The organism is Planctomicrobium aquicomposti (genome assembly GCF_051466325.1).
GTDB lineage: Bacteria > Planctomycetota > Planctomycetia > Planctomycetales > Planctomycetaceae > Planctomicrobium.
Genome location: NZ_CP195792.1, coordinates 811988 through 832128, shown reverse-complemented (window position 1 = coordinate 832128; position 20141 = coordinate 811988). Strand labels below are relative to the sequence as shown.

The 20141-nt window shown below is 59.9% G+C and carries 21 protein-coding genes; 5 read left to right on the top strand and 16 right to left on the bottom strand.

The annotated features are described in order from the left end of the window. Positions 1-11: 11 nt before the first annotated feature. Positions 12-677, bottom strand: coding sequence for a hypothetical protein (locus tag SH664x_RS03185; RefSeq protein WP_437204988.1), 666 nt, complete (start codon positions 675-677; stop codon positions 12-14). Then, positions 674-1057, bottom strand: coding sequence for a DUF309 domain-containing protein (locus SH664x_RS03180; protein WP_437204987.1), 384 nt, complete (start codon positions 1055-1057; stop codon positions 674-676). The genes SH664x_RS03185 and SH664x_RS03180 overlap by 4 nt, the downstream gene beginning before the upstream one ends. 224 nt (positions 1058-1281) lie before the next feature. Here SH664x_RS03180 and nth point away from each other — a divergent pair, with 224 nt between their 5' ends. After that, positions 1282-1947: an endonuclease III gene (gene nth, locus SH664x_RS03175; RefSeq protein WP_437204985.1), complete on the top strand. Its 666-nt coding sequence runs from the start codon at positions 1282-1284 to the stop codon at positions 1945-1947. 62 nt (positions 1948-2009) lie between these two features. Here nth and SH664x_RS03170 read toward each other — a convergent pair whose 3' ends face one another. The 6 genes from SH664x_RS03170 to groL (SH664x_RS03145) all read right to left on the bottom strand — a co-directional run bounded on the left by SH664x_RS03170 (position 2010) and on the right by groL (SH664x_RS03145) (position 8595). Then, positions 2010-2306 carry an FmdB family zinc ribbon protein gene (locus tag SH664x_RS03170; protein WP_437204984.1) on the bottom strand — a complete coding sequence of 99 codons (297 nt, stop codon included), beginning with the start codon at positions 2304-2306 and terminating at the stop codon, positions 2010-2012. Positions 2307-2424: 118 nt separating this feature from the next. Then, a complete protein-coding gene (gene grpE, locus SH664x_RS03165) occupies positions 2425-2997 on the bottom strand; it encodes a nucleotide exchange factor GrpE (RefSeq protein ID WP_437204982.1) in 573 nt (190 codons plus the stop codon). 93 nt (positions 2998-3090) lie between these two features. Next, a complete protein-coding gene (gene dnaJ, locus SH664x_RS03160) occupies positions 3091-4242 on the bottom strand; it encodes a molecular chaperone DnaJ (RefSeq protein WP_437204980.1) in 1152 nt (383 codons plus the stop codon). 448 nt (positions 4243-4690) lie between these two features. Continuing rightward, positions 4691-6310, bottom strand: coding sequence for a chaperonin GroEL (gene groL / locus SH664x_RS03155; RefSeq protein WP_437204979.1), 1620 nt, complete (start codon positions 6308-6310; stop codon positions 4691-4693). A gap of 85 nt (positions 6311-6395) precedes the next feature. Beyond that, positions 6396-6683, bottom strand: coding sequence for a co-chaperone GroES (gene groES / locus SH664x_RS03150; RefSeq protein WP_437204977.1), 288 nt, complete (start codon positions 6681-6683; stop codon positions 6396-6398). A 229-nt stretch (positions 6684-6912) separates the two neighbouring features. Beyond that, entirely contained in the window at positions 6913-8595 is a 1683-nt protein-coding gene (gene groL / locus SH664x_RS03145; RefSeq protein WP_437204975.1) for a chaperonin GroEL, read from the bottom strand. 376 nt (positions 8596-8971) lie between these two features. Between groL (SH664x_RS03145) and SH664x_RS03140 the strand changes: the two genes are divergently transcribed. After that, positions 8972-9619 carry an RNA polymerase sigma factor gene (locus SH664x_RS03140; protein ID WP_437204973.1) on the top strand — a complete coding sequence of 216 codons (648 nt, stop codon included), beginning with the start codon at positions 8972-8974 and terminating at the stop codon, positions 9617-9619. Positions 9620-9632: 13 nt separating this feature from the next. On the opposite strand, the gene SH664x_RS03135 is transcribed toward SH664x_RS03140, so the two are convergent. Both SH664x_RS03135 and SH664x_RS03130 read right to left on the bottom strand, forming a co-directional pair. Beyond that, entirely contained in the window at positions 9633-10103 is a 471-nt protein-coding gene (locus SH664x_RS03135) for a DoxX family protein (RefSeq protein WP_437204971.1), read from the bottom strand. An 11-nt stretch (positions 10104-10114) separates the two neighbouring features. Continuing rightward, positions 10115-10813 carry a pirin family protein gene (locus tag SH664x_RS03130; protein WP_437204969.1) on the bottom strand — a complete coding sequence of 233 codons (699 nt, stop codon included), beginning with the start codon at positions 10811-10813 and terminating at the stop codon, positions 10115-10117. A 149-nt stretch (positions 10814-10962) separates the two neighbouring features. Between SH664x_RS03130 and SH664x_RS03125 the strand changes: the two genes are divergently transcribed. After that, a complete protein-coding gene (locus tag SH664x_RS03125) occupies positions 10963-12327 on the top strand; it encodes an excinuclease ABC subunit UvrC (RefSeq protein ID WP_437204967.1) in 1365 nt (454 codons plus the stop codon). Between the two features lie 28 nt (positions 12328-12355). Here SH664x_RS03125 and SH664x_RS03120 read toward each other — a convergent pair whose 3' ends face one another. From SH664x_RS03120 to SH664x_RS03105, 4 genes are all read right to left on the bottom strand, one after another. Next, a complete protein-coding gene (locus SH664x_RS03120; protein WP_437204965.1) occupies positions 12356-12505 on the bottom strand; it encodes a hypothetical protein in 150 nt (49 codons plus the stop codon). Positions 12506-13055: 550 nt separating this feature from the next. Then, positions 13056-13988, bottom strand: coding sequence for a PRC-barrel domain-containing protein (locus tag SH664x_RS03115; protein ID WP_437204964.1), 933 nt, complete (start codon positions 13986-13988; stop codon positions 13056-13058). 204 nt (positions 13989-14192) lie between these two features. Continuing rightward, positions 14193-14681, bottom strand: a complete 489-nt coding sequence (locus SH664x_RS03110) for a hypothetical protein (protein ID WP_437204962.1) — start codon at positions 14679-14681, stop codon at positions 14193-14195. Between the two features lie 79 nt (positions 14682-14760). Beyond that, positions 14761-15231, bottom strand: coding sequence for a PA2169 family four-helix-bundle protein (locus SH664x_RS03105; RefSeq protein WP_437204960.1), 471 nt, complete (start codon positions 15229-15231; stop codon positions 14761-14763). Between the two features lie 271 nt (positions 15232-15502). Here SH664x_RS03105 and SH664x_RS03100 point away from each other — a divergent pair, with 271 nt between their 5' ends. Both SH664x_RS03100 and SH664x_RS03095 read left to right on the top strand, forming a co-directional pair. Next, complete coding sequence (locus SH664x_RS03100; RefSeq protein ID WP_437204959.1) at positions 15503-15925, top strand: DUF4112 domain-containing protein; 423 nt, start codon at positions 15503-15505, stop codon at positions 15923-15925. Positions 15926-16043: 118 nt separating this feature from the next. Beyond that, positions 16044-16307 carry a GlsB/YeaQ/YmgE family stress response membrane protein gene (locus SH664x_RS03095; RefSeq protein WP_437204957.1) on the top strand — a complete coding sequence of 88 codons (264 nt, stop codon included), beginning with the start codon at positions 16044-16046 and terminating at the stop codon, positions 16305-16307. A 166-nt stretch (positions 16308-16473) separates the two neighbouring features. Here the strand turns inward: SH664x_RS03095 and SH664x_RS03090 are convergent, their stop codons facing one another. Beyond that, complete coding sequence (locus SH664x_RS03090; protein WP_437204955.1) at positions 16474-18054, bottom strand: MFS transporter; 1581 nt, start codon at positions 18052-18054, stop codon at positions 16474-16476. Positions 18055-18669: 615 nt separating this feature from the next. Continuing rightward, the gene (locus tag SH664x_RS03085) at positions 18670-20112 is read right to left on the bottom strand and encodes a sulfatase (protein WP_437204953.1); all 1443 of its coding nucleotides are present in this window, start codon (positions 20110-20112) and stop codon (positions 18670-18672) included. Positions 20113-20141: the final 29 nt, after the last annotated feature.

The window sequence follows — 20141 nt, the reverse complement described above, 5'->3', positions numbered from 1 at the left end:
CGGAATTGTCGTCAGTTACAGCTGGTGACTGGGGGGAAGAGGACCCGCACCGGCTGATGCCGTTCCAGCCGCTCCTGCAGAAACAGGCAGCGCTGATCGGCGTTGTGTTCCCGTAACAGCCAGCAGAGATCGTCCGCTGCCAGCTTGAGTGAGTGCGCCAGCAGATCGCAGAACGCCCCCAACGGGAATTCGTGCTCGAAAATCTGGGCGAGGTAGCGGTTGCGGCCAAGTTCCGGATAGTGGGCGGTCAGCAGTTCGAGCAACCGTTGCCGGCGAGGTCGTCGCTGTCCCGCCATTTCGTCGGGGAGGTGATCGGGAACCCCGCGCACTCTCAGCAGCGTGTCTCCGTCGGCGCTGGCCTGCAACCCCTCAATCACGATCCGTCCCAGCCCCTTCAGCAGGGCAATCCCCGAGTGGGAATCGTACGCGGTCACGCGGACCAGGCAACCCGCAGCGCCGCGCGGATCGGGACTGTTCCGCACATCGGAAGAAGTAATCGCCACCAGTCCGTTCCCGGCAAGAGCGGTGGCGAGCATCCGGGCCACGGCAGGATCTGCAGGACGATAGGTGCGGACGACGTGCGGCAACAGAATGTCTGGAAAAGATCGCAGCCACGGAATCGTTCCCTGATAGCTCGCTGGGTGCAGCGTCTCGTGGCCGCAAGGCTGCTCAATCATTGAGAGTCCTGATCTGGTCGAAGTTGGGGAATGAGTTTCGGATCGAGGCGAACCGTCAGAAAGATCTGTTCGTCGGCCGCTGTCAACTCCGCGAAACATTGTGCAAACTCACGCCGGAACCGGGTGAGGTCGATCCCGACACAGCTGTCGCCGTCTGTCGAGAGATAATGCAACGCGGAACAATGCATCTTGCGTGCCCCTCCGGGATTTCCCTCCTGAAAATGGAAGAGGGCCACGGCCGCATGGATCAGACCTTTCAGGAGCTGCCGTTCTTCACCGACCGCGTCCGACCAGAGTTCCTCCAGCACATCGTGACAGGCGAAGAACTCCCGCTGGTTGAACAACTCCAGCCCTCGGGCAAATTGGTCAGAGGAAAACATGATTTTTCCTGCAGTGCGGGCGGCGGTCGGGGAGCCGGTCCGGCGGTCACGATGGTGGCGGTCTGATCCCGTGCGCAGCTTTCCGCTCTGATTCTCCAGCAGCAGGGGTGAGGCGTCCACCTCTGCCGAGTGCGATCCCGGCGACCAAGCCGTTTTGGGGAATTTTTTATTTCTTCCGAAGGACTGGTCCCGATACCGCAGCCCGATGTAGAACATCCGCCACAATGACTGAATCAACTGATGACAAAAAGCAACGGGTGCGCAAGATCATTGCCGCGCTCAAGCGGACCTATCCCGACGCCGAGTGCGCGCTCGTCCACGCCAATGCGTTTCAACTTCTGAGCGCCACCATTCTCTCCGCCCAGTGCACCGATCAGCGCGTCAACCTGGTAACCCCCAAACTGTTCGAGCGTTTTCCGGAGCCGGCGGATCTCGCCCGGGGATCGCTCGAGGAAATCGAAGAGATCATTCAGTCGACCGGTTTTTTCCGGGCCAAGGCGAAGAGCCTGAAAGGGATGGCGACCGGCCTCGTGGAACACCACGGGGGTGAAGTGCCGCAACAGCTCGCGGCTCTCGTGCAGCTGCCGGGCGTCGGCCGAAAGACGGCCAATGTCGTGCTGGGGACCGCCTTCGGCATCCCCAGCGGTCTGGTTGTCGACACCCATGTGAAGCGGATCACCGCACTGCTGGGACTGACCACGCACCATGACCCGGAAAAGGTCGAGCAGGACCTCATGCAGCTGGTCCCGCGCAAGGAGTGGATCATGTTCTCCCACCGGCTCATTCATCATGGCCGGCAGATCTGCATCGCGCGGCGGCCCCGCTGCACGGAGTGTCCGCTGCTGAAACTCTGTCCAAGAGTCGGGCTCAAGCCGCTCCCCGTGACCTGAGCGCGGGCATTCCGCTCGCCGCAGAAGGTGACCTGACCGCACCCGGCCGTTCACAACGGGACTTACTCCGTCGATCCTTTGGACTTGCTGCTCTTGGATTCGCTCTTCGAGCCACTGTCGGATTTATGGGAATCGGCAGCCTTGGAGTCCGCGCTGGCGGCCTTCTTGTAAGAGTCGCTGCGGTAATCCGTAATGTAGAACCCTGACCCCTTGAACAGAATTCCGGCGCCCGGGCCAATCACCCGCTTCGCCTGATTTTTGCCACACTCGGGGCACTTCTTGATCGGGTCAGCCTTGATCGACTGAAAGACCTCCCAGGTGTGCTGGCAGCTTTTGCATTCGTAGTCGTAAGTCGGCATTGCGCTCTCGTGTGCTTCTGAAGTTCGCTGCGGCTCTGGGTCTGTACCGGCCGCGATGAAAGATCGGCTACCGGGTCAGTCCTCCCAGGCAGCGGATGAATGGCAAAAGGAATTCAGATTATTGGGCTGCAGGCTGGCTGGAGACGATGACCTTGCTCGGCCGGATCACCCTGTCGTGCAGCTTGTAACCCCGTTCCAGTTCCTGCAGAACGGTCATGGGGGGATGTTCCGCGGAGGGCTGCTGCTGCAGGGCCTCGTGAAAATGGGGATCGAACGGATGTCCCAGGGCCGCAATGGACTCAGCGCCGCAGCGGGTGAGGACATCGTCGAACTGCTTGAGGACCATCCGGACCCCCTGCACGAGTGCAGCGGCATCGGCGGTCTGTTCCCCTGTCTGCACGGCCCGCTGCAGATTATCGAGCGCCGGGAGCAGATCGCGAATGAGCGGCAGCGCGGCGTAGCGGCGCTCCTCATCCCGTTCGCGGTTCGTCCGCTTGCGGACATTGTCCATCTCCGCCATCTGCCGCAACAGCTGGTTCTTGAGCTCATCGCGCTCGGCCAGGAGTGCGTTCCATTCGGGCTCATTCGGGCCATTCAAGGCAGCAGCCCCTGCCGCCGAGGCAGCCGCTTCGTTGACAATGGCTGCTTCCTGTGCCGGATTGAGATCTGAATCCTGATGTTCACCTGCCATGGGTCACCTGTCCGTAGCCTGAGGTCTCCCCCAGTTCAAGAAATGAGTCTCTGTGACACCCGGCACGCCGGCCGGCGTCGTTCCCCGCCAACCTCAATTGGAGTCGTCGGATTCCGTATTACCAGTCAGAAAGTCTTTAATCTTTTCGAGCCAGCTCTTGTGATGCGGATGGACGTCCGTCTGTTCGTACTCGGCCATCTTCCGCAGCAGCTGTTCGTGTTCTTCACTCAGACGCTTCGGGACCATCACCTGAATTTCCACATGCAGGTCACCGGCCTCGCGGCCACGGGGATCGGGCATTCCTTTTCCACGCAGGCGAAAGACTTCGCCCGGTTGCGTCCCGGCCGGGATGCGCAGTTCGTCCTTGCCGACCACCAGCGGGATTTCGATGGTGGCTCCCAGAGCCGCCTGGGTATAACTGATCGGCACGCGACAGAGCAGATGCTGGCCTTCCCGCTGGAAGATGTGATGCTCTTTGACGTGAATCTCGACGTAGAGGTCTCCCGGAGGCCCCCCCTGCGGGCCCGCCTCCCCTTCTCCACGCAGACACAGCGACTGACCGTCGTCGATCCCTGCCGGAATCGCCACTTCCTTGAGGACCGTTTCGGCTTCCTGACCGGTCCCTCCGCATTCACTGCACTTGTTGCGAATCACTTTCCCCGCACCGCGGCAGGCGGGGCAGGTGGTCTGAATCCGGAAGAAGCCCTGAGCCTGCACGACCTGTCCGTGTCCGCCGCAATATTCGCACGTGTCGGGACGCGAACCCGGCTCCGCACCGGAGCCTTCGCAGCGGACACAGGATTTCCGCCGATGAATCTTCAATTCTTTCTTGCAGCCGAGTGCCGCCTCACGGAGATCGAGAGTCACCCGGGTCTGCAGATCCGATCCGCGTGCGGGACCTCCGCGACGGCCCCGACGGCCCCCACCGAGTCCGAACCCTTCGAACATGTCGCCGAAGGCGTCGAAGATGTCGTTCAGATCCGTGAAGCCCCCGGCTCCGCCCCGTCCCGCACCTCCGGACACGCCGGCGTGCCCGAACTTGTCGTAGCGGACCCGCTTTTCGGAGTCACTGAGAATCTGGTACGCCTCCGCGCATTCCTTGAAGCGGAGCACCGCCTCTTCATCATTCGGATTGCGGTCCGGATGGTGCTTCTGCGCCAGCTTTTTATAGGCCTTCTTGATCTCCTCGACGGTCGCGGTGCGAGTGACGCCGAGGACTTCGTAATAATCACGCTTGGAGGCCATGCCGGGCATCTGTCTGTCACAACTTCAGAAAGGGGAATGCTTCATTCTACACGGCCAGTCAACGCCGCAAGCATTCCGGATGATCTCTCCCGCGATCGACGCTGCGGGAGCAGGCTGATTTCCCTTCCCCGAAAACCGGGGCACCTTGCAGGCGATGCGGAATGTGCCGCCTGACCTCTGCTGGACAAGCAACGAGCCACCGGGTTGCGGTGGCTCGTCACATCTTTTTTGCAATCCAGCCCCGGCAATGGCTGCCGGGGGGGGCCGGACGGCTCCTCCTTCCCGCGACACAGAGGCCTGATCTCTCAGGATCCCCGCTGCGCGGGAGAGGAGTGAGCCAACGGCTCTCGAACCTGGTGAGCTTTGATTGCCCCGTCCTCGTCCGCAGATGCCAGCCTTTCAACATGCGAAACGCTGGCTGCGCGGAAACCGGAAAGAGCGACCAGCCCTAGCGGATCGAACCTTCCACGTTCGGCTTCTTGCCCGACTTCGGTTCATCAGTCTTCGTAATCAGAACCTGAGTCGTCAGCATGAGGCCGGCGATGGAAGCGGCATTCCGCAGAGCACTCTTCACCACCTTGGCAGGATCAATCACTCCGGCCTTGTACATGTCACCGTACTTGCCGGTGGCTGCGTTCCAGCCATGAGTCGCTTCTGCCTGATTCTTCACTTCGTCGGCGATGACCGAACCATCTTCGCCGCAGTTGCCGGCGATCTGGCGGGCCGGAGCTTCGAGAGCGCGGGCGATGATCTCGACCCCGATCTGCTCGTCCCCCTTGCCCTTGACCTTCTGCACCGCTTCGATGGCTCGCAGCAGCGCCACGCCCCCGCCCGGAAGAATGCCTTCTTCCACGGCAGCGCGGGTTGCGTGCAGGGCGTCTTCCATGCGGGCCTTGGTCTGCTTCATTTCCGCTTCGGTCGCTGCACCGACGGAAATGATCGCCACACCACCGGTCAGCTTGGCGAGACGTTCCTGGAACTTCTCACGGTCGTATTCGCTGTCGGTTTCTTCGATGTGCTTCTTGATCTGGCCGACCCGCTTCTGGATCTCAGCCTGATTGCCGGCACCGTCGATGATGGTGCAGGAGTCCTTGCCGACTTCGACCTTCTTGGCGCGGCCGAGCTGTGACAGCTCGACGTTTTCCAGCTTGATCCCGAGATCTTCGGAGATCACGGTTCCGCCGGTCAGCACCGCCATGTCACCCAGCATCGCCTTGCGGCGATCGCCGAATCCGGGAGCCTTCACGGCACAGACCTGCAGCACGCCACGCAGGCGGTTGACCACCAGGGCGGTCAGCGCTTCGCCGTCGACATCTTCCGCGACGACGACCAGCGGCTTGCCGACCTGAGACACCTTCTCCAGCAGCGGGATGAAGTCGCGCAGGTTGGAGATTTTCTTCTCGTGCAGCAGGATGTAGGCGTTCTCGAGAACCGCCTTCATTTCAGCGGCATCGGTCACGAAGTACGGGGAAATGTATCCCTTGTCGAACTGCATCCCCTCGGCGAGGGTCAGCGTCGTTTCGTTCGACTTTCCTTCTTCCACGGTGATCACGCCATCGCGGCCGACCTTCTCCATGGCATCGGCAATCATCCGGCCGACTTCCATGTCGTTGTTCGCGGAAATGGCACCGACGTGCTCGATTTCCTTCTTGTCGGCGACCGGACGGGCGAAGCCTTCGATGAATTCGATCGCGGCATCGACAGCTTTTTCGATTCCCCGACGGACGACCTGCGGGTTGGCACCCAGCGAGACGCTGCGGAGACCTTCTTCGTAGATCGCACGTGTCAGCACGGTGGCTGTGGTGGTACCATCACCGGCGATGTCGCTGGTCTTCGTGGCGACTTCGTTGACGAGTTTGGCACCCATGTGCTCGTACGGATCTTCCAGCTCGACTTCCTTGGCGACGGTCACGCCGTCCTTGGTCACGAGCGGGTTGCCGAAACTCTTGTCGATGATCACATTGCGACCGGTCGGTCCCATGGTCACGGCGACAGCGTCGGCCAGTGTGTTCACGCCACGCTGCAACTTCAGGCGGGCGCGATCGTCAAAAAGTAATTGTTTGGCCACAGTGGGCTCCTGAATTTGATGATCTGGAAACTCTCGATCGCCGGCCCGCGCATCAAGCCGATGCGCGGGGCACCTGAACTACAGACTATTCCACCTTGGCGAGGATGTCGCTTTCCCGGAGGATCTTGATTTCCTTGCCGTCGACTTCGATTTCGGTACCGCCGTACTTGCCGAACAGCACCTGATCGCCAACCTTGACGCTCAGCGTGGAACGCTCGCCGCTGTCCAGCAGGCGACCGGGGCCCACAGCCACCACGGTTCCGCGCTGGGGCTTTTCCTTTGCCGAATCGGGCAGCACGATTCCACCAGCGGTGGTTTCTTCGGCGCTCAGGGGCTCCACTACGACGCGGTCATCAAGCGGCTTCAGTGTCATGGATATAAAGCTCCTCACAAATCGATTGTGTTATTGAGTTCGATGTCAGGCTCTCCGCAGTCGGCGAAGAGCAACGTTGTTTCAAGCATTCTGATTGATCGGGAACTGCCTGCCGCAGGGCCGTTGCCGGCAACCCCGTGCTGACAGAGCAGGTCCCCAGTGGCCTGAGCGTCTCTTTCCGCCCCCGTGAGGCGTTTGCTGCACGGGGACCGGGAAAGAACGACCGACTCTAGAAGCCACCCATTCCGCCCATGCCGGGCATTCCCATTCCGCCCATGCCGCCGCCCATTCCGTGGTCGTGGTCATGGCCCCCATGGTCGTCAGATTCTTCTTTGGGCTCATCGACGATAATGGAGTCGGTGGTCATCAGCAGCGAGGCGACGCTGGCTCCGTTCTGCAGTGCCGAGCGAACCACTTTGGTCGGGTCGACAACGCCGAATTCGAACATGTCACCGTACTTGTCGTTCAGTGCGTCGTAGCCGTAGTTCTTGTCGCTGCTCTTGCGGACGTTGTTCGCCACGACAGCCCCTTCGCGGCCGGCGTTTTCTGCGATCTTCCGCAACGGGGCTTCCAGGACGTTCCGCACGAGCTGCACACCCAGCGCTTCGTCACCCTTGAGCTTCAGCTTGTCGAGTGCTTCCGCCGAGCGGAGCAACGCGACACCACCCCCGGGAACCACGCCTTCTTCGATGGCGGCACGGGTGGCTGCGAGGGAGTCGTCGAACAGGTCCTTGCGTTCCTTCATCTCGGTTTCAGTGGCGGCACCAACCTTGATTTCAGCCACGCCGCCTGCCAGCTTGGCGAGACGTTCCTGCAGCTTTTCGCGATCGTAATCGCTGTCGGTCCCTTCGATTTCCGCACGAATCTGGGCGGCACGGCCTTCGACGGCCTTCTTGTCTCCCCCACCCTGCACGATGGTGGTGTTCTCGGCGTCGATCCGCACTTTCTTGGCGGTTCCGAGATCCTTGAGTTCAACGCTTTCGAGCTTCTCACCCAGATCCTTGAAGTAAGCCTTGCCGCCGGTGAGAACCGCGATGTCCTGCAGCATCGCCTTGCGACGATCGCCATAGCCCGGGGCCTTGACGGCACAGACCTGGACGATGCCCCGCAGCTTGTTGACGACCAGAGTCGCGAGTGCTTCGCCTTCGACATCTTCGGCGATGATCAGCAGGGGCCGACCGGAGCGGGAGACCGCTTCCAGCACAGGCACCAGGGTGCGGGCGTTGCTGATCTTTTCTTCGTGAATCAGGATGTAGGCATTGTCGAAGGCCACTTCCTGTTCGTCTTCGTTGGTCACGAAGTGCGGCGACAGATAGCCGCGTTCGAACTGCATCCCTTCGACGAGGTCGACGCTGGTTTCGGTCCCGCGTCCTTCTTCGACGGTGATCACGCCGTCCTTGCCGACCTTCAGCAGGGCGTCAGCGAGGAACTTGCCGATTTCCTTGTCGTTGTTGCCGGCGATGGCAGCGACGGTTTCAATCGCCTTGCGATCGGTGGCACTGACCGGCTTCGACAGTTTCCGCAGGTGTTCCACGATGGCGTCAACAGCCTTCTGGACTCCGCGACCCAGAGCGACCGGTGCGGAACCGGCGGCGATGAACTTCAGTCCTTCACGGTAAATGGCTTCGGCCAGAACGGTGGCAGTGGTGGTTCCGTCCCCGGCGACATCACCGGTTTTGGAAGCGGCTTCCTTGACCAGCTGCACGCCGCAGTTTTCGAACTTGTCTTCCAGCTCGATGTCTTCGGCGACGGTCACACCGTCCTTGGTGATCTTGGGAGAACCCCAGCCTTTATCCAGCACAGCATTCCGTCCGCGGGGGCCCAGCGTGCTCGACACGGCGCGGGCGAGCTTCGTCACTCCCGACAGCAGTTGTTTCCGAGCCTCATCATCAAAACTCAAAAGCTTCGCCACGGCTGCTCCTCTTCCAGTATCAGCGACTACAAATACAGCGTTGATCCGCTGCCCGATATCGATCTCACTCGATCCCTGCACCCTCATCGGCTGCCGGGAATGACAGATTTCCGGAATCCCAGCCCCCTAAAGCAACGGACGTGCCGGAGTCTTCACACAGCACGCAACATGCTTGCACCATGAACCTTGCGACGCACACCGACTCCCTTGCCGCGCCGCACGCTGCCAGCTTGGCAGGGAGCCCCGGGGCCTGCGGGTCCCTCTGCAGCCGGCGAACACAGAGTGTTCCCTTGCGTCGACCCTCCCCGGGGATAGCATGGATTCGCCACCCCGTCGCACGGGCAAATCGCCCGCTGCCGCGGTGGCAGGAGCAAACATGTCGAGGGCCAACGGAGAGTCCGACCTCGTCCAGCGTATCCGTGCGGGAGATGCACGGGCGTGGGAAGCCTGCATTTCCACATACGAGGGGCGGCTGCAGGCCTTCGTCCTCAGCCGGATTCCGGATCGGGGGCAGGCGGAAGATCTGGTTCAGGAAACCTTTCTGGGCTTTCTGACTTCGCTGCCAAATTACGACCCGACAACTCCTGTCGAAAATTTTCTGTTCGCCATCGCGGCCCACAAAATCACCGACACATTGCGTCGGGAGGGTCGACGTCCTCGGCTTCCCCTGCATGCAGAGGAAGATTTTAACCACAGCCTGGAACCGGCGGGGCGGGCTCGGGTCGCCTCATCACTGGCACGCAGCCGGGAGCGACGGGGAGGCGAAGAACAGGTTGTGGCCGACTGCCTGCGCGAATTGATCCAGCGCTGGCTGGCACAGGGGGAGTTCACGCGGCTCAAGTGCGTCGAACTCTTGCTGGTGCAAGGACTCCCCAACCGGGAGGTCGCCCGGCATCTGGGAATCACAGAGCAGGAGGTGGCCAATCACAAGTCGTACGCGATCGGCAAAATGAAAGAGGCAGCCCGACGCTCGTCGATCAGCGATGAGGAACTGGAATTCCTCGGCGTGACCGACGAGCCTTGAGCGTTTTGTCCCGTCACGGGTTGGCTTTGACCGCTTCCCGGGCCAGCTCCGCTTTCACGGTGTTCCGCATGGCCTGATTCGCGCGACGCTTCCGCCACCAGTTGAACAGCAGACCATCAAAAGAGAGCATACCGCCGCCAGCTACCAGCAGCGTGACATACGTGGCGAGATAAACAGCGGCCAGCTCTTTGGACGCTCCCCACGGGTCGTCTTTGTGGACAATGGCCACGATGACCACCATGGTGATAATCAGCGGGATCGTCGCCAGCCGGGTCATGATCCCGAGGATCAACAGAATCGAGCAGCCGAACTCGGCCCCGATGGCGAGAATCAGGCTCAGATGTGAGCCGACACCAATCGGATCGGGAAACTTTGTCCGTAGCTCTGCAAACTGCCCGATTTTCTGCCAGCCGTGAATCATCATCATCGCGCTGACGCTGCAGCGCAGTAACAGCAGTCCGAGGGACTGAAAAAACGAGTTCATTGACCGCGTCCTTAAGCCAGATCAAAAAGAAGCAGCTCCGCATCCTGTGGAGCCGAAATTGTGAGTCGGGTTGTGTCGCTGATGGCCGCCCCATCCCCTTCATTCAGGCAGCTGCCATTCACCTTGACCCCGCCGCGCAGGACCTGCAGCCAGGCGTGACGCTGCGAATCCAGATCGTAGCCGACTTCGCGGTTCATGGTCAGGTGGCACAGCGAAATGCGGGCATCCTGCTGAATTGTCAGTGACTCGTCGGCTCCATCAGGCGAGGCGACGAGCTGAAAACGGTTGAGTCGGCCATCGGCCGGAAACTGCTTCTGGCTGTATCCGGGGGTCAACCCCTCTTCACGGGGAAGCAGCCAGATCTGATACAGGTGAACCGGTTCGGAGGTGGAATGATTGAATTCGCTGTGGCGAATTCCTGTGCCCGCGGACATGTGCTGAACTTCGCCGGGACGGAGCACCTCGCCGTTGCCCAGACTGTCGCGATGTTCGAGTGCCCCCGAGAGGACGTAGGTGATGATCTCCATATTGTCATGACCGTGCTCGCCGAAGCCATTGCTGGCGGCGACCCAGTCTTCATTGATCACACGGAGCGCCCGGAATCCCATGTGCTCGCGGTCGATGTACCGGGCGAAGGAGAAGGTGTGGTACGTATCGAGCCAGCCGTGATCAAAGTGACCCCGTTCTTCTGCCCGTCGAATTTGAATCATGGGTCCGCTCCGCTACAGGTGGTGAACGTCCTCAAGATAGCAAGGGAGACTCAGGACTTCGATACCGGATTGCCGACCGCCCCGCCGCTCCCCGCCAAACCGGATGTTTCCGGACTGAACAGCAGAGAGGACGATGCTAAAATGGCAGCATGAGTGATGGATCGACTGATACTCCGCCCCCGGCGGATTCGAACCCGGTATCCCAGGCAGGCCCGCTCCTGCCGCGCGAGAAGGTGCGGAAGTTTCCCCCCAAGCCGGGCGTGTACCTGATGAAGGATCGTCTCGGCCGCGTGATTTACGTCGGCAAGGCGGTCAACCTTCGCAGTCGGGCCGGGAGCTACTTTCTGGCAGCCGCCGCAATTGACCGCAGAACTGCGGATCTCATTCCCGAGATCGCCGACGTCGACTGCATCGAAACCGATTCGGAAGTCGACGCTGTGCTGCTGGAAGCGCGGCTGATCAAGGATATCCAGCCCCGTTTCAATCAGGAGCTGAAGGACGACAAGACTTTTCCGTATCTGCAGATCGTGACGGGAGAGGAATTCCCGCGGGTGGAGTTCACGCGGAAACCCCGGACGAAGGGAGTGAAGCTCTATGGTCCTTTCACTTCGGCGAAGAAGCTGAGAGGGACCATCAATGTGCTGCAGAAGATCTTTAAGTTCCGGACCTGTGCTCTGGACATCGATGAAGATGAGCAGAAGTGGCGCTGGTTCCGGCCCTGCCTGCTGGCGAGCATCAACCAGTGCACTGCCCCCTGCAATCTGCGGATCAGCAAAGAGGATTATCGCGAAGAGATTCGCAAGCTGCGGCTGTTCCTGGATGGCAAGAAAGACCGCTTGCTGCAGGAACTGAAAGAAGAAATGCAACTGGCAGCACAGGAGCGGAAGTTCGAACGGGCAGCGCGACTGCGGGATGAGATCAAGGCGCTGGAGAGCATGAATCTGCGAGGGAACCTCAAAGATCATGTCCAGCCGGAGGTCTTTTATATCGATCCCCGCAAGGGGCTGCGGGGGCTGAAAAAGATCCTGCAGCTTCCCAAACTTCCGCGTGTCATTGAAGGGGTGGACATCGCCCATCTGCAGGGAGGAGAAACCGTCGCCAGTCTGGTGCAGTTCATCGACGGCCTCCCTTTCAAGCACGGTTACAAGAGATACAAAATCCGCACGGTCGAGGGAGTCGACGATTTCGCCTCGATGCGGGAAGTGGTCAGCCGCCGACTGCGCCGACTGTCGCAGGAAGGGGATGCATTCCCCGACCTTCTGCTGATCGATGGTGGCAAAGGACAGTTGAATGCCGCCCTGGCGGCGATGCGGGCGATTGAGGTAGAGGGGCCCACAACCATCTCACTGGCCAAGCGGGAAGAAGAGATCTACGTTCCCGGAGCGGATGAGCCGCTCCGACTCGGACGCCATTCTTATGCGCTCCGGCTGCTGCAGTATGTCCGCGACGAAGCTCACCGCTTTGCCCAGTCCTACCATCACACCCTCCGACGCAAATCGACATTCGGGGAGTGAGCAAGCCCTTCTCGGGCAGGGTGACGGGTCAATGCTTGCAGGCCGACAGGCTCCCGAAGAATAACTCCATCAGCCAGGAGAGTCCGTGGCTGACCAGATAGATGAGCGAAGTCCCCACGCTCGCCAACAGCGTCAGAATTCCGACGGACGCGAGCACGATGAGTGATGTCGTCAACATGGGATCCTCCTTGATCGAGTCGTTTGCTCCAGAATCCTGAGCCGTTCGTCTGCCTGGCAGCCGGACGGACACTGTGGTCTTTCATCCGCAACAGGGTCTCCGGTGAACCGCCAGAACCGTGCCGATTTCAGCAGTTCACCACCTTGAAAGAACCGCCTCAACGGGATGAGGGAGAATGCAAGCGGTGTGCCAGACTGGCCAGTGCAGAGGGCAAGCGGATCGACAGTTCGCAGAGGAATCCCGACTCTTCAGGCCAAGATGATCCCTGTCCCGGGCAGGCGGAACTTTTGCTTTGGAGCAGCTTGCTCTTTTCAGCGCCCGCGCAGCAAGCGTTTCCTGTGATGAAATGCTCAGTTCTGCATGGCAAGAACGGGTCGATCAAAAAACAAAGTGCCAGAGTCCCGCAAACGTGCTCTCAGCAATTGCCGTCCGCGAGAGTTGTCTCGCCAGTACGGCTGAGTCATGTGAAGCGACGGCCAGTCGAGCGTACGAACTGGAGCAGTCTCTAGAAAACTGATCCCCAGATAACCGACCCAAATTTCCAACAGGACTACGGGACCGTGAACTCGGTCCGGCGAGCCTGGGTATTGGGGGTTTGCTGCACCAGCGACTGCACTCCGCCGTAGAAGTCGGTCCCGAGCTCTTCGGTCAGATGCTCGACCCAATAGGCGGGGATGCTGAGGGGAAACGTTCCCGAGGGAACCCGCTCCATCTGCCGCAGTTGTGCGATCGGGATTTCCAGAATCCAGACATGCTCTCGGGAGGATTTCCGGTACGCGGACAAAGGAACGAGGATCTGCTCCGGAGGAGTGTTCGGGCTGGTTGCGGCCGGGTTGGGTATAGCCAGCAACGTGTACGCCACGAGTTGCGTCGACAGGTCGACTACGAACTCTTTCACCCGTCCGACATACCCTCCGATGGGGCTCTCAATCCGCTGGTCCGCGAGGAGTCGCAGGGAGGTCAGTTGCCATTCTTCGGCCGTCTGGCTGGCGTGCAGCCGAGGGAGGCTGACACCGAACTTCTCGCACCACTGGCTCGCCTCCTGACGAGTCCGCGGCGGCCGAGTCAACCCTGACTGGGCACGCAGACGGCTGACGGCAGGAGCAGCGAGCTTCCACTCGACTTGTCCAGAATCGTTGCGGAGAAAGGTTCCACACGCCAAGGGGACGACGATCTGGCCTGCGCCGATGGAACCCTGCTGCCGAACCATCGCCAGGGGAACGGCTCCTGACTGCAGGTCAATGAGCAGGTCTGACACTTTTCCCAACTGTCGACCGTTCGCATCGACAACGGGCATATCGATGAAGTCCTGAGTCGGGACGACGGACGAGAACCGGACCTCGACCGGGATCTCCAGCGTGGACGCCTGAATTTCGGCGACAGGGGGAAGTGGAATTGTATCCTGTGCTAAAACGAAACACGCAGAGTTGAGCGCCGTTGCGAGAAAGCACCAGCCAACTTTCGTCAGGACTCGCTTACACACACTTTTTTGGCAAGGCAGCATGGGAAAGCCCGTAGGAAGGTCGTGGCAAGTATCGCGCATTCGAGCAAACAAAGCAAACCCGATGCCAAATCAATCGTCCTGAGATTATGGCGACATCACCTTTTCAATGTAAACCAAAAAAGGTCGGATGGAATCAACCCGAAAGTTTCTCCCATCCGACCTGCTGCCGCCAAAAAGGAAGACTCAGTCGTTCAGTTGTGGTGCATTTTCGCCCGGAACGGGAGCACTGGGCACATCGGCTTCGATTCGTGCCGAGGGTGCCGGAGACGCAGCGGCTCCCCGGCCATTCTGCTCAAATGTGCGTGGTTGTACCCGATCCATGTTCCGGGCATCGTTTCTCAGACGGTTTGACTCAATCTGCTCCTGGTGATATGCGCCATTTTGCGTCGGCTGCACAGCGTCATTGGGATAGATCGGGCGGGCAGCCGAATACTCGACACCTCCCGGAGCAGCCCAGGCCGTTCCTCCTCCGCACGGACAGGAATTGAAGGCCGGCGCGTACTGTTCGCCGCAGGGCGAGCAGAAGTCCTGATAGACCGGTTCGCAGCAGCCATGACGCCACGCCCGGCGCTGTTGGCGACGCCATCCGGCATCTGCTTCCAGACAGGTCGTGGCCACGATTGCGAGCGCGGCAATTCCCAGCAATGCATGTTTCATTGACGGTCGAGTCATCTATCCATCCTTCCCCAGATTTCACACGTGAATGTGGCCGGCACCGTTGCCAATCACACAGAATCCTGAACACTAGCCATCAGGCAGATTTGTACTCTTCCCGCAGATCACGAATGCGATCATGGTCCCCCTTGACCTGAGCGTACTGTCGCAGCAGCACGTCGTTCATCGCACTTCCGGCTGTGGCCCGCAGGGCCTCTTCGTAAGCCGTTTTAATCTGGTCCTCACCCCGTTCGGCTTCTGCCAGCACGGTGTAGAGATTATTGGTCGAGAGGCTCTCCCGGATTGTCATCCAGTGGCGGTGCAGCGCCGCTGCGAATGAGCCTTCGCGGCGAGGTTGTTCGTGGTTCCATTCCACGTAGCGGGACAGCTCGTTGGCCTGCTCTTCACGCTGAGTCGCCAGCGAGTGAAAGAGTGTGGAAAGATTCAGGTCTTCGATGGCGCTGGCTGCGTGCCTGAATCCGTCGCGGCTGTCGATGTTCGTCTGAATCAGATCCTGAATCTGTTCGAGTGTCTCTTCACGCAGGTCTGTCTTCGACTCCAAGGGCATGGTCATCTCCTGTGAGTGAACTTCACCACTTGCTGCGAAAGCGAACAGCAGAAATGCAACAACAATGCCACCCGTCGACACATTCAGAAAACTCAGCGATTCGATCTCTTATTCCCCCACGATCGCGCTAAAATGAAATGTCGATGTCGTCCGTGCGAGTCTCTTCCCTGCTTGCTGGGCGATCGATGCGGGCGATAAACAACCAGATGGGGCACCACATCTGGCTGCCGAGTCGCCATGACAGAGAGCCCAAGGTGCCGGGAGGAAGCGAATGGAAAATTGGGAATCGGTGGTTCCACTGGGTCCGGTCGTATTGCTCGAGCGGGGCGAGCGTGTTGTTGATGAGCAGGCTGTGCTGGAACGCATTCGGATGCTCGTCGACTTCCTGGATAACCGTTTCGTCGTTCCAGGGACGGGAATTCGATTTGGCTGGGACGGCGTCATTGGCCTGATTCCCGGCATTGGAGATGTGCTGACGACAGCCATTGCTGCTTACATCGTCTACCTCTGCCGCGAGCTGGGCGTTCCCAAGCACGTTCAGCTGCGCATGGTCGCGAACGTCTTCGTCGATCTGGGAGTCGGCGCGGTTCCGATCGTGGGCGATCTGCTCGACGTGACGTGGCGTGCCAACGTGAAGAATCTGCGGTTATTGGAACGGCATCTGCTCAAGCGGCAGGACGCTGCTAAACGATAAGCAGCGGCGACCGAGAGACCGGTCTTGGGATGTGTCGCCGTGCTTTGGCCACCAAGGTCACGTCATTGAGAAAGGCTCAGGACGTCGACTGGTTCTTCAAAGAGACAAGGCTGCCGCAATGGATACGATTGGTCTGATTCTGTCTTGGATTGTGTTTGGACTCGTGGTGGGAGTGATCGGTCGATTACTCGTCCCCGGTCGCCAGCCGATGGGCTGGGTGAAAACGATTCTGCTGGGAGTCGTCGGCTCCTTTGCAGGGGGCCTCATCGCTTATTTTGTCGATGGCGGCCAACCATTCCAGCCATCAGGGATGCTGATGTCCATCCTCGGAGCAGTCGTCGTGTTGACCCTGTTTCTGAAGTTTGGCGCGAAGCGGATCTGACCGGCAGATCAACCTGGAAGTACTGTGGGGGAGCCGCAGTCGTTTTCGTCACAGGAACGACTGCGGCTTTTTTTGCGCGCCCCGTCAGGGGTTGGCGTCCGGGTTTCCACAAGCCCCTGTCCGAGCATGAAGCCACTGCACCGGACACAACAGTCAGCACTCTGCACTACGCAGGAAGTTCTTTGTCTTTGGTTTCCGGCAGGAACCAGATGAAGACCACGCCCAGCAGATATATCAGCGCCATAATTCCACAGGCCCGCTGATAACTCTCGCCGAAGTACTTCATGAGCGCTCCGGTCTGCAGTGCACCAATGGCAGCCAGAATCCGCCCAAAATTGAATGCGAATCCCTGTCCGGTCGCCCGAACACGGGTGGGAAAAAGTTCCGGCAGATACAACGGCAGCCAGCCATAGAAGGCCGCCGTCGTGGCCCCCGCGATGAATGACGTGGCCACGAACATGGTTCCAAACGACTTGTTCCCGAAGAAGAACAACTCGATCGTTCCCAGAGAGAGCAGACAGAGTACCACGTAGGTCGTGCGACGGCTGAAGACATAACCGAGCCACCCGGCGAGGAAGGTTCCGACCACCGCGCCGATTCCCGACGCGATCTGCGTGTACTCTTTGGCGGGGAGCTTGGTGATGCGTGCGACGTCGGCCTCATTCCCGGCGGCTTTCGCAGCGTTCAGTTCGGCGGACTTCAGCTGATCGGCCCAAGGGGCTGCCCACTGCATGGACCCCCAGGTTCCCAGCAGGGCGACGCCACTCAGCACAGCTCCCAGCAGCATCAGCTTGCGGACCGGCTGACCGCCTGCTCCCAGAATCGGACCCTGACTGCTGGTCCGCTGCAGATACTTCGTCACCGGGTACAGATAACCGACCACAGCCAGCGACAAACCGACGATCGAACCGACCAACCGGACCACCCAGCCGAGTTCCATATTCGCCTGGTCAAAACGGTTCGACGCAAACAACCAGATCATCAAGAAGGGGCCAAGGCTTCCGATCAGGACTCCCAGCAGGTCACTCGCAGCCCAGTGCGAGGTCGCCCCTTTCCCTTTCTCTTCGCTCCAGCGTTTAGATTCTGGAACGAAGATCCGGATGAAAAATGTCAGCAGGGCGGGCAATGCTCCAATCAGCATCAGCACACGCCAGCCCCCGTGGGACGCCAGAACTTCCATCTTGGAATCCGGGACACCCAGCTGGGAAAGCCCCTGTTCCAGGAAGTGCACGAAGCCTTCCAGATTCAGGGAGATCACCGCCACGAGCACGATCCCGATATTCGAAGCGGCGCCGATCATCCCGGCCAGCCAGCCGCGCGAACGGTTCGGCCACAGTTCCATCACCAGAGAGACACCCAGCGACCACTCGCCTCCCATCCCCAGCGAGGCGATAAACCGCAGAATCAGGAACGTCGGGGCATTGCTGGCAAAGCCGCAGGCCCCACTGAAAATCGCATAGGTCATGATGCTCAGAGACATGGCCCGCACCCGGCCGATCCGGTCTCCCAGCCAGCCGAACAGCACGCCCCCTGCAGCGGCGCCCACCAGAAAACCGGCCGTCAGAATGCCGATCCACTGGCCGACTTCCCCTTCTGTCGGAGTCCCCAGCAGGTCGAACAGCGCAGGGCGGGCCACCAGCGGGACCAGACCAATTTCAAATCCGTCGAACAACCAGCCAAGAAAGGCGGCCAGGAAGGCCATCCACTGGCCTCGATCCATTTTTGCGGGCTTGGACGTTTCAGTCACTCAAGGTTCTCCCAGACGGAATGATGAGATTGCAAGGTTTAGCCGCCTCCCCCCTCGAGTGGCAACTAACGAGACGGGCAAATCGAAAATTAGGAGCATCTCAGCCAGGCGGAAACGACTGCCGGAGCAGGAGCAACTGGGGAGGACTCGATTTCGAGACGCCGTTATGGACGAACCGGGAGAGAAGTGGCAATGAAATCAAAGTGAGGTCTTCAGGCAGAGATCTTGCGGGCGATCACGCTGCACGAATCTCAAATCCATTTGGCATTTCAGAGGCAGGCCACCCGGTGTTCATCACCCGGTGTTCATCACCCGGTGTTCATCACCCGGTGTTCATCACCCGGTGTTCATCACCCGGTGTTCATCACCCGGTGTTCATCACCCGGTGTTCATCACCCGGTGTTCATCGGAGCGTCGACCCGATCCGCCGTCACACGTGCTGCTCCGTGTCCCCGCTGCTCCTCACTCCGTGAGGTGATGTCAACATTCACTCGGAATGAAGCTTCTGACACCTCGAACAGATTGCTCTTTCTAATCCCCGCACAGCCCGCGTTTCATCTGATGAAATGCTGAATTCCCTTGGCAAGGACGGGGCAGCCAAAGAGTCAAAATGCTCTAATCGTTATCACTATTCCCGTTTCGCTTTCGGCCTGCACCTGATTTGAATCCGGGATGGTTCTGCTGCGGTAGAAACTTCACCAGTTCGTCTTTGCGGGACTGGAAGCGGCTGTCACCCGCGAGATTGGTCCATTCATAAGGGTCCGCGGTTTCGTCGTAGAGTTCTTCATCGCCATTCGCATAGCGGATATAACGCCAACCCTCGGAGCGGACAGCGTGATTCTGCGCTCCGTAAGTCGTCAATGCCGGAGCCGACCACGACGATTGAGGATCCTGCAGCAGAGCCCGAATACTCTTCCCTTCCACATGGGAGGGTGTGGGAATACCGCACAGGTCTGTCAGTGTCGGATACACGGACATCAGGTCCACGGTTCGGGTACAGACACTGTTCGGTGGTGTCACCCCGGGGACCACCCAGATCAGGGGACACCGGGTCGCCTCTTCCCACAGAGCAAACTTCCGCCAGTGCTCCTTTTCCCCCAGATGCCAGCCATGATCGCTCCAGAACACGATGATCGTGTTCTCCCGCTCAGGGGACTTGTCGAACGCGTCGATCAGCCGCCCCACCATGGCATCGCTGTACGAGATCGCCGCGAGGTACCCCTGCACCGCCTCTTTCCAGCGACCCGATTCAAGCATGCGCTGGTGATCCTTGTCAGGGTTGGCCATCCGGATTCCGGCGGGGGGCACGTCGCTGAGATCGTTTTCTTGCGTCGGGGGAAGCTGAATCTGATCCAGCGGATGCATGTCGTAATACTTCCGGGGAACATTCCAGGGCATATGGGGCTTGTGCAGCCCGATCGTGATCAGGAACGGCTTGTCATGTCGACGGGACAGAGCGTCAACCCCATATTGAACGATGCCCCCTTCACGCAGGTCGTCATCATCGCAGTCCAACGGAGCGAACTTGATTCCTCCCACGCCGGTGTCCCCTTGCGGAAGGGGATCTTTCACCCTGCTCCGGAAGAAGTCATTCCATTCCTCCGGTCGATTGTGTGATTCGTGATAGATCTTGCCTGCCCCGAGAGTCTCATAGCCCGCATTGCGAAAGGTCGTGATCAGCGTCTTGTCCTGAGGAATGATCAGACGCCAGTCGTCGACGTTGCCGTAGATTCCCGTGGTACTGGGACGCAGACCTGACAAGAGCGCTGCCCGGGAGGGATTGCAGGAGGGGGACGCACAATAGTTATGGGTGAAGCGCACACCTCGGGCTGCGAGGGCATCAATGTGGGGGGTGATGGTCTGCTGGTTTCGGGCGAAGTAGCCGACCCAGTGGTTCATGTCGTCAACAGCGATAAACAACACGTTGGGCCGCTTCGTCTCGTCAGCGAAGCTGGCCGCCGGGGAGGCCACCGCCCCCCACAGCAGTACGGCAAGACACAGCCAACCATGCCGGCCGGCGAGGAGGGGACTCTTCAGACAACGAATCGGGCTCAGCATGATGCACAGTCCTCAATCGGAGAGAGGCG